Below are 15,908 nucleotides of genomic sequence, written 5' to 3'. Positions count from 1 at the left end.
TAACCTTTGCAACTCAACCAACTATATTGAAACGTTCCGGTGCAGCGCGATTGTTATACGGTGGGCATTGCACTATGTTCCATCTTTGCTATGACCCGCTGCTTGAGATGAACACTTCAACAATCTCTACCCTTCACCAATAAAAGTAGCTCTACCAACCACGCTATCTAAAATGTGATCTAACCCCTCTACCAATGATTCTTTTTCATGAAAACCTATTTCTGGGTTGTTCAAGTAATGTTGGATGTCCTTACCAATGGCTTCAATCAGGGTAGATTCTTGAGTATAATTAGCAATCTCGACCTGAATACTGTGTTCTTCAAGCAAATCTTTGACTTGAATACGTTCTGATTCTGTAAGGTTGTTAGAATCAACAGCGTTCTTCAATAGATCAATTCCATCACCAAATAGCCAATTGAAAAAAGCTATTGCGCCCTCTTCCTGAACCTCGTTGGGAATAAGATTGCTCACCCCATCCAACAATTTACGTCTTGCACCACCCGACTTAGCCCGATTAGCAGTCATACATCCTCCATGAAGTACTGTCTTGTATAAGTAAAAGAAGTTTTTGTTCTCTCAACGATGCTCCTGATCTCTGAAGCGTTTAAGCAGAAGCTCACCCCAAATTGCGATCATTGTTAAGCGATTAGCTTTGAGCTTTTCTATACCTTCTTGAAAGTCATCAAGCTCCGACTCTGGTACTCCTAGCCGAACGCCCTCTTCGTAGCGAGTGAGATTTTCTTGATAAAGAACTTCTAGCTTTTGTAATTCTCCTTCATCCAACCAAATGCCGTTGCAGGTAGGACAAACATCTATTACAACTGCATTATCGGTCTTGTAAAAAGATCTAACCATAACGCTTCCACTGCATTTAGGACAGTGACGATACACACCTTGAGGTAGGTCAGCTTCAGTTAGCAAAAAAGAATCAGTGGGAACCTCTTCTACCTCTGCTCCACCAATTTCATGAGATAACCTATCTCTATCAAGCTCTTCTAAGACTTCTGAGTAATCTTTTTCGAGAGTCCCTTGTATTGCCTCTAATTCTCCTTGATCTAACCAAACTCCTCTGCATTTAGGGCAGAAGTCGATCTTGATATCAGCCTCATAGTTTTGAGGCTTCAAGTCCACCGACGTATCAACAGGGCATTTCATGCAACTATCTCCTGATTCTTCTAACGAAGAGTTGATGTAATACTTCTCACCAAGTTTCTTGCTAATCCGGAGAGCTTACGCTTAGATTGTCTTCATATACCAACAAAGTAGATCCAGGTAGCGTCTCCACCGAGGATTAAGCCGTATAACTTATGTTTAGACTGATCTCGTCTATCTAACTTCCCTGATTCGGGTGATTAGGCTGAAAATTGTCTGGCTAACCCTCTCAAAGGGGCGATTAGGCTGAAAAACTTTCGGATAACTCCTCAAATCTGAGATTAGGGCAGACAAGATTCTGTATAACACCCCAAATTGGGAAGTTAAGCAGAATTACGCTTGCCCCAAAATAATATCTCTGGATTGAGAAAATAATCCTGTTGCTTTAGGAAATCTTTATAGTCAGTACGGAGTATCACGTTGTAGTATTTAGTACATTAATACTACTTACCTCTCAGCAATCTGATCTATGGAACCGCGTCCCAAAAAACTGCTCGATCAAGTTCGCGATGCCACTCGTCTGAAACATTATAGACATTGAAGCTCTTCTTAGTCATCTGGCACTCTCGGAGCAAGTTTCTGCCTCTACTCAAAACTAGGCGCTCTGTGTCTTGACTAAAACGGAAGGTACAAGGAACGAGTCGATCCCCAAATGCCTGATTAACGTTTCTCCAAAAAATTGGCTATTCCAAAAAATCAAAAATCTGTGTAAGATGTTCCGCAGGTGGAGATCACGCCCCGGAAATCTGATCTAGGAAATCAAATCTCCGAGGACTTCCACCTAAGTTAATTGCACTAACTTTGGAGGCGTTCATGATTGTACTACGTCTGCTTTGCGATGGGATCTTGAAAGGTTGGAATCAAGATCCTGCATACCCTTCACACCTCTGGGGAACGTTTGAGCCGTCAGCGTTCCCATCCTCTTTGCACTAAACAGAGAGGACAAAACACTATGGCCGTTAGGAGATATCTTCCTGACTCGGTTTCGTTTGGCTTTGAGTTGCACTGCTCATCGGTTAGACGCTATCGAGTGATGGTGACATTGGATTTGCAAGAGCGGTTTATCTTTATGCCGTCTGGCATTCTCTCAGATGTCATCGATTCAATGGACGAGTTTATTGACCAACTGAGTGAAGTGGCATCAACGAAACTGGCAATACTCAAGTGGGATGGCAGTAGTGATTTAACGACTGAATATCAAATCATTCGAGTGTTGTCGGGTTATCAAGTGCAGCGATCGTTAATGAAGTTCAACATGGTCATTGGCGATAGTTCATTAATTCACTTGGAGGAATTGCACGACAAAAAGACGATTCAACTGTAGAAGATTTGGGAGTTCGATCGCACTGCATCGATCGTGCTTTGGGACTCCCTTTTCTGAATCTCTGAAACTCAGAAGCGATCGCCCTGTCCCTTTCTACTGAGATTTAAATTTCTAATTCTACAGTCCAATCTCTAACTGTCCGGCTGTATCTTCTGGCACCGTTGGCTTTTCGCTGCGTCCTTTGCGAAGTCCGATCGCAATCTTGCTGTGTTTCTCGATTTGGCTCATCACCTGTCGGGCACGTTGAATCACAGAACTCGGTAAACCTGCCAACCGTCCCGCCTCGATCCCATAGGAGCGATCGGCACCTCCCGGCTGGACTTTGTGCAAAAAGATAATCTGATCGGGCATTTCTTTGACGGTCACCTGATAGTTGGCAACATTCGGCAAGATGGAAGCTAACTCGTTAAGTTCGTGATAGTGAGTGGCGAAGATGGTTCTGGCTCGGATTTGAGTGGCTAAATGTTCGGCGACGGCCCAGGCGATCGACAATCCATCAAAGGTGGCCGTTCCCCGTCCAATTTCGTCGAGCAGCACCAGCGATCGCTCCGTGGCGTGATTGAGAATATTCGCGGTTTCGTTCATCTCAACCATGAAAGTAGATTGACCTGTCGCCAAATCATCGACCGCTCCGACACGAGTAAAGACGCGATCGCACACACTCAACTCGGCCGCTTGAGCCGGGACAAAACTCCCTACCTGTGCCATGAGTTGAATCAGCCCAATCTGACGCAGATAACAGCTTTTTCCACTTGCGTTGGGGCCGGTGAGAACGATCAGATCGGGGGAGGAGGGAGGAGGGAGGAGGGAGGAGGGAGTGCCCAGAGTGGCTGAATTGGGGACGAAAAAGCCTGCTGGAAGTGACTGCTCGACAACGGGGTGACGGCCTTCTGTGATTTGAATGGTGCGACCTTCAAGCATTTGAGGGCGACAGTAGCCCTGGTAGACGGCGACTTCGGCCAGTCCAGCCAGCGCATCGACGGCAGCCACCGATCGCGCCACTTTGCGAATTAGTTCGGCTTGTTCTCCGACTTCCGATCGCAGTCCCGCAAAAATTTCGTACTCTAAGGCTCCCAATTCTTTACGGGCGTTGAGAATGCGGTTTTCTCGTTCTTTGAGTTCTGTGGTGATGTAGCGTTCTTCGTTGACGAGGGTTTGTTTGCGATCGTATTCTGGGGGCACCTGTCCAGCTTTGGTGCGAGAAATGCTGATGAAGTAACCAAACGTTTTGCTGTATCCCACTTTCAACGTCGGAATTTTGGTGCGTTCTCGTTCAGAGACTTCTAGTTGGGCCAACCACGCTTCATCGTCGGCGGCTTGCTGGCGCATTTCATCCAGTTGAGGCACAATGCCTTCGCGAATTAATCCCCCTTCTTTGAGCGCCAGAGGTGGACGTTCGACCAGGCGGCTGTGTAAATGTTTGCCCAACTGTTCGAGAATCGGCGGCACCTGCTGAACGGCTTTGAGGTAAGGCGATCGCGACTCTGCTACCAGCCTTCCTAAATCAGGCAATTTGCCCAATGACTCGGCTAATCCCACCAGATCGCGCGGGCTGGCTGTCCCCGATCCGGCTCGACCTGCCAACCGTTCGAGGTCATAGATTTGTCGCAGCAGCTTTTGTAAAGCTTCTCGTAGCGTGCCATTTTCGACCAGTTCTTGCAGCGTATCCTGTCTAGCTCGAATGCCTGCAACGTCTAACAACGGCTGTAACAACCAGCGACGCAGTGCCCGACTGCCCATCGGCGTGACGGTACGATCGAGCGCCCACAACAGCGACCCATGAAAAGTACCATCTCGCGAGGTTTGCGTGATCTCCAGATTGCGGCGCGTCTGATTGTCTAGCGTCAGATATTCTGTCAGCGTATAGGTGCAGATCGGCTGAAGGGGAATCTGAGTTTCTTTTTGGGTGTCTTCCAGATATTCCAGCAGGCCGCCAGCAGCGCGAACGGCTAGAGGCAAATGTTCGCAGCCCAACCCTTCGAGCGATCGCACCCGAAACCGCTGCAACAATCGCTGTCTCGCTTCGATCTGGGAAAAGGGAGCCTGGGGACGAAAGGTATAGCAAAACTGCGTCGGCAAACTGTCAGGAAGGTGAGCCGATTTTTCTCCCGGTCGCAGCAGTCCTCCCAGGTCAGGCGCATTCGTGGGAAACAAAATTTCCGCAGGTTGCAGCCGCATCAATTCCTGAGTCAGTTGATCGAGCGTCGAGGATTGCGTCGTCTGAAACTCCCCAGTTGAAATGTCTGCATACGCCAGTCCCCAATGATTTCCGGCGATCACAATGGCGGCTAGGTAGTTATTGCGCCGAGCATTCAACATGCCTTCTTCGAGCAGCGTTCCGGGTGTGACGACCCGCGTAATTTCTCGCCGCACCAGATTGCCCTGAGCTTCCGCAGCGTCTTCGACCTGATCACAGACGGCGATCGCGTACCCTTTCTCCACCAGCAGCGCACAATAGCGATCGAGCGCATGATGAGGAATGCCCGACAGCGGAACGCGCCCCACTTCTTTGCCGCCATCTTTGGAGGTGAGAACGATTTCTAGCTCACGCGAGACGACTAGCGCATCTTGAAAAAACGTCTCAAAAAAATCGCCGACTCGATACAGCAAAATCGCATGAGGATACTGGTCTTTAATCTCCGCATAGTGACGTAACATCGGAGTGAGATCTTGACGATTGACCGATCGATGGTCAGCATACCGAACCGCATGTTTGATCAACCGTTCGGGAACGCCGTTAGAGTCTGGATCAGTCGGTGCCGGATGAGAAACAGTCATGAATATCAGTACAAGTCTACTAAAACTTACTTTAATCCTAGCTTTCCTGAGTCTATAGCGGTTTTTGATGTTTTGAGTTCACGCATTCTCGCGCCTGCTACAATCCCTGTCTATGAGTGTCACTGTCCCTCTTCAAGATATAACGTTGCGCCCGGCGATCGCTGCCGATGTCGATTGGGGTGCGCCTTTGATGTTTGCGTCGGGGCCGGCTCTATTTGGCTATGTGTTTGCGTCTGAGCCACCGGAGGCAGCAGAAACCCTCCGTCAGGCGTTTGGGTTTGCAGGACACGCCTTTAGTTTTGACCATGCTCAAGTGTTAGAAGTCGCTGACGAACCCGTTGGGCTAATCATCGCGTATCGAGGCAACGTCAAGCGCAAGGCAGAAGAAAAAGTGCAGGGCGTGATGGCGCGAATCTTACCGCTCAAAAAGCTCCCCGGAATTTTGATGAATGTGGCGGATCTGACTCGCATCAAACAAGATGTCGCCCTGAATGACTATTACATTCTCAGTCTCAGCATTGCTCCAGAATGGCAGGGTCAAGGATTGGGGACGGCTGTCTTAAAGGATGCCGAAATTGAAGCTCAGGAGTTGGGCTGTCGATCGATTTGTCTGGATGTCCCCTACAGCAACGATCGCGCCAAAGCCTTGTTTGAACGATTAGGCTATCAAGTAGTCGCCAGCCGAACCAGCGATCGCTTTCAGCAAGCTACCCAGGTAGGCGGACTCCACCGAATGGAAAAGCGCTTTGGTTGAACTCATCTGAGAATCTGTTTGAAAAATATAGCAATCCTAAATGAGTCATGAACAGATTTTTGTCGCTCCGTTCCAGTCCGCTTCGCCCCCTAAATCCCCCATTCTGGGGGACTTTGAAACTGGGGAATGTCTCTTGAAATCTAGGAAGTCTCTCGGCTCAAAGTCCCCCAACTTTGGGGGATTTAGGGGGCACGATCAAGTCTGCATTTCACGAGTGATTTGGGATTGCCATAGATAGACCGGGATTTCGGTAAAGTGGTTTGTATGCTAAAGCCCCACGTCCTCAAATCTAGAACTCTCAGCATCACGATCGCCCTCCTCAGCGGCATCCTCATGGGCCTGACCCCCGCCCCTCTCAACCTCTGGCCCCTCGCTTGGATCGCCCTCGCCCCCCTGTGGATTATCCTCATCCCTCATCCCTCATCCCTCATCCCTCCCTTAGTTTGGGGAATCGCCTACCACGGAATCGCCCTCTCGTGGATTACAGGCTTACATCCCTTAACCTGGCTGGGAGTGCCTTGGCTGGCGAGTGTGGCGATCGTCTTTTTTGCGTGGGCGTTCATCACTCTATTGGGAGCCGGAACCGTCTGTTTGTGGGCGTGGGGCATGAGAAAATTGGGTCAGGTGGGGTCTGGGCTGCGCGTTCTCATGGGGACGGCTTTGTGGTGCGGGCTAGAAACGATTCGGTTGATGGGGCCGCTGGATTGGACATCCCTTTCTTACACCCAGAGTCCGTATAATTTGGCGATTTTGCATCTGGGTCAAATTTCTGGAGCGATGACGGTGACAGCGGCGATCGTAGCAGTCAATGGTTTAATCGCAGAAGCCTGGATTGCTCGACGAGTCCAGAGAAGTCGGCTTTTGGGGGGGGCGATCTCTTCGAGACATCTGCAAGCGATCGCTCTATGCTTAATTTTGCATCTAATCGGCTTTGGATTATACAGTCGTCCGCTGGTCGAAGTGCCAGAAGCCTCACTCAAAGTCGGCATTATTCAGGGCAACGTTCCCACTCGGATCAAGCTGTTTGCAGATGGATTGCGGCGGGCGCTTGAGGGCTACAGTGCAGGCTACCGAACCTTAGCCGATCAGGGCGTGGATGCTGTGTTGATGCCAGAAGGAGCGCTCCCGTTTCAGTGGCAGGGGACGAATCGAACTCAGAATGTCGTCTATCAAGCGATTTTAGAGAAAAAAGTAACGGCGTGGCTGGGAACCTTTGTGCCCCAGGGAGAACAGTATACTCAGAGCTTGCTGACGATCGCTCCCAATGGAGAAACTCTCAGCCGCTACAACAAAGTCAAACTCGTTCCTTTAGGCGAATACACCCCATTTCAGGAAGTGTTGGGCGGACTGTTTAATCGATTGTCTCCCATTCGAGCCGATATGCTGCCCGGATCGATGAATCAGCGCTTTGAAACGCCGTTTGGTCAGGCCGCTGTCGGGATTTGCTACGATTCAGCCTTTCCAGAATTGTTTCGCGCTCAGGTGGCAGACGGCGCACAGTTCATTCTGACGGCTTCTAATCTTGACCCTTACAGCACCACACTGATGGAGCAGCATCAAGCACACGATTTGATGAGAGCGATTGAAACCGATCGCTGGTCTGCTCGCGCCACAAACACAGGCTACTCCAGCATTATCGATCCCAAAGGTCGGGTGATGTGGCGATCGCAGCCCAACCAGTATGAGATTCACGCTGGCACTCTCTATCGCCGCCAAACCCAAACACTGTACGTAAAATGGGGCAATTGGATTACGCCGTTGCTCATTGGAGTGGGAGCGATCGGCTTAGGGCTTCACTGGAAGCGGGAGCGATCAACCTAAAAAATTGTGAATTCAAATTCAATGGATCTCTCTGCTACGGTTGCAGATTCGGTAGCCCCTAAATCCTCCACGAGTAGAGGACTCTGATCCAGCAATCTTATCTTAACGTGAATTCGATGAGAGTTTTTCCGCTTCGTTGTTCACGACTTTTGCCCCCCAACCCCCCAATTTTGGGGGACTTTAAGAGAGGAGTTCTGGTTCAAAGTCCTTCACTGGTGGGGGATTTAGGGGGCGTTCCTGGAGCTAAAAGCGAAGCGAAGCGTTCATCGAACTGACGTTATCTTAAGTCCCCCAATTTTGGAGGCAGAAGACGAGAACACCGAAGCGAAAAATTCAATCAACCTGACCTTAAAAAATCTCTTGCTCCAGCAGTTTCCCGCCCTTTACCTCCAAAATTTGGGAGGAGTTGATCCACTGGGCATCAAAGGAGCCAAGATGAGTCGTGGTGATCAGCGTCTGAAACCGATCTTGAATCGCATCCAACAACTGATTTTGACGACTCAAATCCAATTCCGCCAACACGTCATCCAACAACAACAACGGCGGCTCACCAATCACATCTTCGATCAGCTTTAATTCGGCCAGTTTGAGGGCGAGAACAAGGGTGCGCTGTTGTCCCTGAGAGCCGTATTGACGAGCAGGCGTATTGTTGATCGTGAATTCTACTTCGTCACGGTGCGGGCCGACGATCGTGGTTCCTTGATGCTGTTCTACAATTGCACGCTGCTGAATCTTTTCTAGAAACGCTTTCTGCAAGGCTTCAGGATCATCTTCTACCAACTCCACATTGGGCGCATAGCGAATTTCTAACTGCTCGGTACTGCCGCTAATCGACTGATGCCACGATTGAGCGAACGGAACAAGCCGCTGCAACACTCTAGCGCGACGACGAATTACACGAGAGCCAGCGATCGCCAGTTGAGCATCCCAAAGTGCCAGTTCGGAAGTGTGAGGAGGGAGGAGGGAGGAGGGAGGAGGATCTTGAGAGTCGGCTTTGAGTCTTGCTTTTAATAAAGCGTTGCGCTGACGGAGAATTTGATTGTATTGCTGAAGCACGTAAGCATAAATCGGCTCTAGCTGCACCAGAAGGGAGTCAAGCCAGTGACGACGCTGATCGGGGCCGCCGCGCACCAGATCCAGATCCAGGCTAGAGAATTGCACCATATTCAGCGTGCCGAGAAAGTCAAGTTGGCGACGCAGATTTAGGCTGTTTAGAGCAACGGTGCGACGACCATTTTGGCGAAGCGTCATGGCGAGATCGACCGCTCCCATGTCCTTTTGTAGATGTCCAGTAATTTGAGCGATCGCTTCTCCATCTCGAATCAAGTCACGATCTCGGGAAGTGCGGTGCGATCGTAGCGACGACAACAACTCGACGGCTTCTAATAAATTTGACTTGCCCTGTGCATTGTTGCCTACCAAGATCGTCTTCGCTGCCGAAAAATCAACTTGCTGGTCAGCGTAGTTGCGAAAGTGACGAAGGTGAAGCGTTTTGAGATACATAAACCGTTGGCAGCTTTGCGATCGCAGCTAAAATTTTCTCTCCTTCTAGTCCACGATCTAGCGTCCAATTTTGGGTCTACATCGGCTACTTTTGGGTGGACGTTTGTTCTAACTCAACATAAGTCTCCCTTAATGTAGCGCCCGATCGCGGTAATTTTTCATCATTCACCACACAAGCAGATTCCAGCGATCGCAGGTAACCCTTTTTAGTCGGTGACTTGCCGCTAGATCCCCTTGGCCCTGAGAAAGAGCCGGACGCAAGCTAATGAAGTTTTTTGGCTGCGCTGGTTGGATCTTCTGCCCCCAAGCTGCCAATTCTGAGGGACTTTTAGACCAGATTTGCGGTTTAGAGTCTGGGATCGATCGGTTCAGTTTCCAGGGCTAAAACTCCGAATGTACATTCGTGTACGCGGCGGAGTGGCTCTTTGGCAACGAAGCGATCGAGGGCTTCAAGTCCCAGGGCAAATTCTCGCAAGGCGAGCGATCGCTTACCTGATAATCCTCTTTTTCGCAGTCTTTCCAGGTTTTGAGGAAGCGAATACTCAGCCCCGTAGATGATTCGTAGATACTCTTGTCCTCGACACTTGACCGCAGGCTGCACCGATCGCGATTGAGGAATAAATTCGAGTGGCTTAACTACCATGCCTTCGCTGCCTTGCTGAGTGCGATCAAGCCACCAATTGATTCCGGTTGCGACGCTTTCAGGATTTGTCGTATCCACGATTTGAGCAGCCGTTGCTAAAAGAAGATCAGAGTCGGATCGAGCGAGTTTGGCGATTTGTTCGAGATGCCACAGGTGAGATTTGTCCGTGTGAACCGTTCCCTCTGTGGCGAGGAGATGAAAGGGGGCGAGTTTGAGGTCGGCGATCGAGGATACTGACCAACAGTAACGACGGTAAGCTTGACAATATTGTTAAGTAAGCTGCGATCGCTGCTGATAGTGGGTTAATGGCACGTCGATGCCTCGCGATTTAGCCTGGTTTAGGAGCGCGATCGCATCTGTCAAGGCAGTTTGGGCAGCCCTTCCGACGGGGGCGTACTGCTGTCGCAAAAGTTGTTGAGCTTTGACCGACCAAGGCATGAGTTCGCAGTCGAGACACACCCAATCGGTTTGCAAGTCCTCCCAAAAATCAGTGGCAGAAAGGGTCGATCGCAGTCGATCTAAAAATTCCGTTTCGAGTGAACGATTGTCGAAAAAAGGTCGTCCGGTGCGCGTGTAGCAAATGCCAAACCGATTATCTGTCACACCAAATCGCGCTTGTGCAGCGTCGGAAGATTTGCAGACAATCACAACTGCCCGCGATCCCATGTGTTTCTCTTCGCACACCACTTCTGTGATTCCCTGCTTGCGATAGTACGCAAAGGCTTCGGCAGGATGTTCTAAAAAGCCTGCTTCTTTAGAAGTTTCAACCGGGGACATCGTGGGCGGCAGGTAGATCAGCCACTTGGGATCGGCCGCAAACCGACTCATCACTTCTAACGCTGCGATCGCATTCTCTGGACGAATCGTAATCGGACGATGTAAGCGTGGCGTAATCATGCGTTTGCCTGTGACATCCGCGATATCTAAAACGTCATCATCCTGTTGTTGAAGCGTCAAAGTAGACTGAGCAACCAGCGGGCGAATCGGCTCACAATAAACCTTTTGAGCGGGAACCGAAACCAGTTCTTTTTCGGGATAGCGTAGTGCAGTCAGATTGCCGCCAAACACACAGCCCGTATCGATGTCGATCGTGCCATTAAGCCATACAGGAGTCGGGACAGGCGTATGACCATACACGACGATCGCCTCGCCTCGATAATCCGATGCCCAGTTATAGCGCACAGGCAGCCCAAATTCGTCGATTTCTCCAGTCGTCTCCCCATACAATGCAAACTCTCGAACTTGAGCCGACCCGCGCCCTTGATAGGCTTGTTTCATACCAGCGTGAGCAACGACGAGACGACCTTGATCTAACACATAGTGACTGACCAGAGAATCGAGAAAAGATTGCAGCGATCGCAGGTCAGATTCTTCTAGTGATTCGAGTTCTTTTAGGGTTTTGTCGAGGCCATGATTGACTTTGACGGTTTGACCTTTGAGCTTGCGAAGTAGCTTGTAGTCGTGATTGCCCGGAACACAGAGCGCACTTCCCGCCGCGACCATTTTTTGCACCAGATTCAATGTGTCAAGAATACGATCGCCGCGATCGACTAAATCTCCCAAAAAGATCACTTTCCGATCTTCTGGATGATGATAGGTTTGTTCTTTAAGTTGATATCCCAGTGTTCGCAAAAGTGTTTCTAATTCGTCACAGCAGCCATGCACATCGCCAATAATATCGAAAGGGCCGTGTCCGTGTTTTTTGTTGTTCCAGAGCGGTTGACGGATGATTTCAACGGACTCAATTTGCTCGATCGAAGAAAGTACATGAACTTGACGAAATCCCTCGCGCTGAAGTCCTTTGAGGGATCTGTGAATGTTTTGAATATGGCGACGAACCACATGATCGCCAAACTGACGATCGGGGCGACGATGATTGCGATCAAGGCACACCTGCTCCGGTAGATTCAATACAATTGCGATCGGAAGACAGTGATAGCGTCGTGCCAGTTGAATCAGATGTTTGCGATCTGCGGGCTGAGTGTTGGTGGCATCAATGACGGTTAATCGTGCTCGATCCAGGCGTTTTGCGGCAACGTAATGCAACACATCAAATGCATCTTGGGTGGCAGATTGATCCAATGGATTGTCTGAGACCAAACCGCGACAAACATCAGATGAGACTATTTCAGTGGGCAAAAAATGCTGATGGGCAAAGGTTGATTTTCCAGAGCCAGAAGCCCCGATTAAAGTAACTAACGAAAGTTCAGGAATTGTGATGTTCATGGGCTGCTCTCTTCAAAAATTGCCAGTTGCGTCGGGGCACCTACGACTAAATCGAGCGCTCCGATATCCGCGAAACTGACTGTGTAACCAAACCGTTGAGAAACTGTAGTCGCCCAGGTTTGAAATTCTTGGCGTGTCCATTCAAATCGGTGATCGTGATGGCGTAACGTTCCCGTTGCTAATGTTATAAATTTAACGTTGTATTCACGGTTGGGAGTTGTGACTAAAACGATGCGCGGATGGGCGAATTCAAAGACGACTCGTTCTAATGCGGCAAGTCTTGATTCGTCGAGGTGTTCAATAACTTCGACCAGGGTAGCGGCATCGTAATTTTCTAAGCGGCGATCGCGATAGGTCAATGCGCCTTGAAAGAGGTGAATTCTCTGCTTTTGGGACTCTGAAATCAAAAGGCGATCTAATTTTTCTTGGGCGATTTCTAGCGATCGAGACGAAACATCCAGTCCTGTAATCTGCTCAAAAAACACATCTTTGGCTAACTGAGCAACTAGTTTTCCTTCTCCGCAACCCAAATCAATCACTCGTTTTGCATGAAATTGTTTGAGGCTATCAATCACAGTTTCATAGCGTATTTGATTTAGGCTAATTGGTTTCTCACTGGCTTCAGCCTGGTATGAGCTAATGGGTTCAGGCGATTCTTCTGAGCTTAATTGGGCGAGTGCTGCCTGGGCAAGATGCTTTTGTCGCTTGAGATAACGCTGAGTAATTTGCACTTTTTCAGGATGCGAACTTAGCCAGCTTTCTCCATGCCGCAGCAGTTTCTCGACTTCTTCTTCCCCAACCCAATAATGTTTATCTTCATCCAACACGGGAACTAACACATACAAATGACTCAGCAGTGTTTGTAGCGTTGTTGTTGTTACTAGCTCGACGCTGTAGTAGAAGCTGTTTCCCCACTCTGGAAAGTGTTCGTCTAATGCAAGCTGTGTTGTCGTCACAACATATCCCAGCGGCTCAAATAAGCGATGCAAAAACTCTTGACCACCGCGACAAGGAAGCACCGAGAGCTTTACCCAGAGAGGAATTGGCTGTGAGGTCAGATCAGGACGATCTTTACACTGACCCGATAGTGCCGAGCGAAACACTTGAGCGATCGCAACACTCATAAACGAAGAAGCCACATAGGGGCGATCGTTGACATATTGATCTAATGTCGTAGCTTGACCGCGCACCAATTTAACGGGATCAATCTCTAACAACAGAACAACAGTGCAGCGATCGGGCGTTGCTTCGGGGTAAAACACCTGCGCGCGTCCAAACGATAGATCGAACGATTGAAAGCGATCGGGATGCTTGCCCAGCAGATAGCCCAAATCTGTCGCGGGTGAGTGAGTCGTAGTAATCGTCAGCAGCATGGTGGATGAGTTGAGCCGGGATCTGAGGATACCCAAACTTTGGATCGTCCTCAAATCCAGTTGTAGTATCTGTAGTATAACCTCAACCTTTACGATGGCAAGTGTCAAGCTGCCAGACCTCAACGCGAATCATCAAGCTAACCAAAACTGAGTCAACGCGGTGTCGCGATCGCCGCTACTTTTCGACAAAGGCGAATTGCGGATGGTTACAACCGTTCAGACAAGTTGTTTTGATGGCGTTGCTGATTGGAGGGATCTGTGGGAAGTGTCCATCTTTTCGCCCTCTAAATCCCCCAAAAATGGGGGACTTTGAACCTTGGGTTTCCTGCCGCTTTGGGGCACACCCCCTGATTCAGCAACGCCGTTTTTATGAAGCGATCGACCTGTACAACTGCAAGCAGACATCAAAAAACGTCAGTTCAATGAAGTATTCTCCACTTCGATGTTCTGAGCTTTTGCCCTCCAATTCGGTAGGACTTTAGAACAAGATCTCTGGTTTAAAGATCTGGTAAGGACATGACAGTGCTACACTCCTACTCCACCAGGTTAGTCAGAGATTTTGCAGTCGATCGAATCACATCACCTGCATTCGACAACACCTGAGATAAAGAACGCTGGTCTTGCAAAATAACTCGCGCACAGTTGCGGCCGGGGATTCCTGAAATCGAGCCGCCGGGATGAGTCCCTGCCCCCGTTAGAAACAATCCCTCGATCGGGGCGCGATAGTTAGCAAGCTCTGGCAGCGGACGAAAGAACATCATCTGATCAAAGGTCATATCCAGATGGTAGTAGTTTCCTTTTAAAACTCCGATACGTTCTTCTAGCTCTGGCGGACTTTCGACACGACGGGCAATCATACTAGATTTGACATTAGGCGCATAGTCGGACAGCTTATCTAGAACGCGATCGGCAACTTTGTTTTTGAGTTCTTCTGTCCAGCCTGTTCCCTTTAGTCCAGTGCCTTCTGCACCTGCAATTTGATAGGGCACAAAGAACTCGATCCACAAGGTATGTTTGCCCTCTGGAGCCATCGACGGATCGCGCATAGTAGGGACAACGACATACATCGACGGATCTTCTAGAGGAATGCGCCCAATATTGGGATCGGTATGAGCTAACTCAACCTGAGCAACCGAATCAGCAATCAACACAGACCCAATCAGATACTCATCTCGATGATTGTGATTAACAAAGCGGGGAGCCTCTGAGAGCGCACAATCGATTTTGAGAATGGCTTCGTTGTGGTTGGTGATGCGACGACTGATCCGATCGCGCAACGCAGCATCCACATCCCCCGGCTCCATCAACTGCAAAAACAATCGTTGAGCATCCAGACTAGACACAACGCCAACTTTTGCCCGATATTCTTGACCATTGGCAAGCCGTACCCCAACCGCGCGACCTTCATCAACTAAAACCGTTTTTACCGACTGGTCTGTCTTAATTTCGCCCCCCAAATCTTGCACACATCGCACGATCGCGGCTGTCAATGCTCCGGTTCCTCCTTTGGGGCGAGCCATGCCCGGATTGTGGCGCAGAGACATCATAATCGACCCCACAGCCATGTTTTTTTGAGAAGGTGGCGTACTTAATTCGGCGGCTAGACGAGCCAGGGGAGCCTTGAGAAACTCTGAATCAAAGTATTCATTAATTACATCTAACGGGCTAGTAAACATCGTGCGGATGAAATCTAGCGTCTGATCACCCGACCCCATCAGCGAGAACAGGTCTTTGAGCTTGCTGATGTCATAGTTACCCGCCATGTCCACAATCGATTTAGGCGGCGCATTAAAGAGTGGCGTGAGCATTCTAATGACCCGTTGCCAAAAGTCAGTAAACTCAGCATACTTCTGAGCATCTCGCGGACTGTATCGAGCAATCTCAGCACAGGTTTCTTCGACGGAGCGGTGAGCCAAAAAGTACTTGCCGTCAGGATGAGGACAGAAGACAACGGGATCGCAGAAAAGATACTCCAGCCCATATTTGCTCAACTCTAATTCTTGAACAACCGGCCCTAAGTGAATAAAAAGATGGTCGATCGCACAGGGATTAAACCTGAAACCAGGGGCAACATCGGGCATTAATTCTTCTGTGGTGGCGGCTCCTCCAGGGATGGAATTTTTTTCTAGTAATAAAACACGGTATCCCGCTTTGAGTAGGTAAGCAGCACAAACTAGCGCATTGTGTCCTGCGCCAATGATAATCAGGTCGTAGCTTTCCATGTCCAGCCTTGAGAAGAGTATTCTGCGAGATTAAGGACTCATGGCATTGCTTAACTTCTATCTAGGGAACGACTTTTTCTCGCTCATTCAAATAGAATTCAACCTGCTGTTG

The 15,908-nt window shown here is 49.3% G+C and carries 9 protein-coding genes and 1 pseudogene; 3 read left to right on the top strand and 7 right to left on the bottom strand.

Annotated elements, in window-relative coordinates; all coding sequences use genetic code 11:
* Window positions 1–126: 126 nt before the first annotated feature.
* Together ACKFKH_RS26060 and ACKFKH_RS26055 are read right to left on the bottom strand one after the other, a co-directional pair.
* Entirely contained in the window at window positions 127–525 is a 399-nt protein-coding gene (locus ACKFKH_RS26060) for a hypothetical protein (protein WP_446861259.1), read from the bottom strand.
* 51 nt (window positions 526–576) lie between these two features.
* On the bottom strand, window positions 577–1,155 hold the full coding sequence (locus ACKFKH_RS26055; RefSeq protein ID WP_446861258.1) for a TFIIB-type zinc ribbon-containing protein: 579 nt from the start codon (window positions 1,153–1,155) through the stop codon (window positions 577–579).
* Between the two features lie 949 nt (window positions 1,156–2,104).
* Between ACKFKH_RS26055 and ACKFKH_RS26050 the strand changes: the two genes are divergently transcribed.
* Window positions 2,105–2,476 carry a hypothetical protein gene (locus ACKFKH_RS26050; RefSeq protein WP_446861257.1) on the top strand — a complete coding sequence of 124 codons (372 nt, stop codon included), beginning with the start codon at window positions 2,105–2,107 and terminating at the stop codon, window positions 2,474–2,476.
* 117 nt (window positions 2,477–2,593) lie between these two features.
* Here the strand turns inward: ACKFKH_RS26050 and mutS are convergent, their stop codons facing one another.
* Entirely contained in the window at window positions 2,594–5,254 is a 2,661-nt protein-coding gene (mutS, locus tag ACKFKH_RS26045) for a DNA mismatch repair protein MutS (protein ID WP_446861256.1), read from the bottom strand.
* Window positions 5,255–5,366: 112 nt separating this feature from the next.
* On the opposite strand from mutS, the gene ACKFKH_RS26040 reads away from it, so the two are divergent.
* Both ACKFKH_RS26040 and lnt read left to right on the top strand, forming a co-directional pair.
* Entirely contained in the window at window positions 5,367–6,008 is a 642-nt protein-coding gene (locus tag ACKFKH_RS26040) for a GNAT family N-acetyltransferase (protein ID WP_446861255.1), read from the top strand.
* Window positions 6,009–6,272: 264 nt separating this feature from the next.
* Window positions 6,273–7,829, top strand: coding sequence for an apolipoprotein N-acyltransferase (gene lnt, locus ACKFKH_RS26035; RefSeq protein ID WP_446861254.1), 1,557 nt, complete (start codon window positions 6,273–6,275; stop codon window positions 7,827–7,829).
* Between the two features lie 348 nt (window positions 7,830–8,177).
* Here the strand turns inward: lnt and recF are convergent, their stop codons facing one another.
* The 4 genes and pseudogenes from recF to crtO all read right to left on the bottom strand — a co-directional run bounded on the left by recF (window position 8,178) and on the right by crtO (window position 15,796).
* On the bottom strand, window positions 8,178–9,332 hold the full coding sequence (recF, locus tag ACKFKH_RS26030; RefSeq protein WP_446861253.1) for a DNA replication/repair protein RecF: 1,155 nt from the start codon (window positions 9,330–9,332) through the stop codon (window positions 8,178–8,180).
* Between the two features lie 346 nt (window positions 9,333–9,678).
* Window positions 9,679–12,201 (bottom strand): annotated as a pseudogene (locus tag ACKFKH_RS26025) (polynucleotide kinase-phosphatase).
* Entirely contained in the window at window positions 12,198–13,574 is a 1,377-nt protein-coding gene (locus ACKFKH_RS26020) for a 3' terminal RNA ribose 2'-O-methyltransferase Hen1 (RefSeq protein ID WP_446861252.1), read from the bottom strand. The pseudogene ACKFKH_RS26025 and the gene ACKFKH_RS26020 overlap by 4 nt, the downstream one beginning before the upstream one ends.
* Window positions 13,575–14,107: 533 nt before the next feature.
* Complete coding sequence (gene crtO, locus ACKFKH_RS26015) at window positions 14,108–15,796, bottom strand: beta-carotene ketolase CrtO (RefSeq protein ID WP_446861251.1); 1,689 nt, start codon at window positions 15,794–15,796, stop codon at window positions 14,108–14,110.
* Between the last annotated feature and the right edge of the window lie 112 nt (window positions 15,797–15,908).

It is taken from the genome of Phormidesmis sp. 146-20, from assembly GCF_052939475.1.
This window is presented reverse-complemented; position numbering and strand designations above follow the sequence as displayed.